2 protein-coding genes are annotated in these 733 nt (G+C 53.5%); one reads left to right on the forward strand and one right to left on the reverse strand.

The genetic code is table 11. The features are described from left to right. Positions 1–45 precede the first annotated feature (45 nt). Positions 46–264: a hypothetical protein gene (locus GO013_RS16685; protein ID WP_163813165.1), complete on the reverse strand. Its 219-nt coding sequence runs from the start codon at positions 262–264 to the stop codon at positions 46–48. An 85-nt stretch (positions 265–349) separates the two neighbouring features. On the opposite strand from GO013_RS16685, the gene GO013_RS16690 reads away from it, so the two are divergent. Further along, positions 350–574, forward strand: a complete 225-nt coding sequence (locus tag GO013_RS16690; RefSeq protein ID WP_163813167.1) for a hypothetical protein — start codon at positions 350–352, stop codon at positions 572–574. The last annotated feature ends 159 nt before the right edge of the window (positions 575–733 follow it).

The following is a 733-nucleotide window of genomic DNA, read 5'->3' on the forward strand; positions in this document are numbered from 1 at the left end:
TTGAGGATGGACAGGACGCGCAATACGCGACGGGCAGAGGATAATTTAGCCATGGATGGCCTCCGATTCGGGTAGCGGATTAAGATAAAAAGTGGCCGAGACCATGCCGGAGGTCAGCATCATCGCCACGATCTCTGCCCGTTCGTCGTCACGGGCAATGAGTGCCTTGAGGTCTTTGAACGTGGTGGGATGCATGGACAGGTGCTCCTGCACCTTGCGCATCTGTTTTGCCCTGAGAAGCTGTTTCATCGTCGTTCTCGCCATGATCGTCTCCTCTTGTTTGTGAACTCCGGTTCCCCCTGCTATGGTCCGCGCCGTATTCATTAAATTTTACCCTTGGAGGTACGACGTGGAATATGAAGAACTTTTGACCCTAGCGACGGTGCAGGGCCTGGGCCGTATTGGATGGGATGCACTCGGCCAATCTCTATTGGTGGAAGTGGATATCGAACATAAGGATGAGGGGATGCATCGGTTCCCGATTTCCTTGACCTCGGAAGTGGCAGAAGAACTATTTGTCCGGCTCGGCGTAGCCTTCGAGGAAAAAGGGCTCGAAGAAGCCAATACGCAATGAAATTTTGGAGACGGCTCGGCAGCCCTATTTCCCGATCTTTTCCCATAGTTCCTTTCTCCTCTTGGTCTGTTCCCGTTTCTCGGCTTCCAGTCTGCCGATTTCGTAGTAGGCAACCTCGTCCGGGGTCAGCAATTTGTAGCCCGTGCCTTCCAATGCGGC

The organism is Pseudodesulfovibrio sp. JC047, from assembly GCF_010468615.1.
In the GTDB taxonomy this organism is placed as follows: Bacteria; Desulfobacterota; Desulfovibrionia; order Desulfovibrionales; family Desulfovibrionaceae; genus Pseudodesulfovibrio.

Coding starts and splice junctions, on each gene's coding strand:
- GO013_RS16685 (WP_163813165.1), bottom strand. CDS start 264: ATGGCGAGAACGACGATGAAACAGCTTCTCAGGGCAAAACAGATGCGC.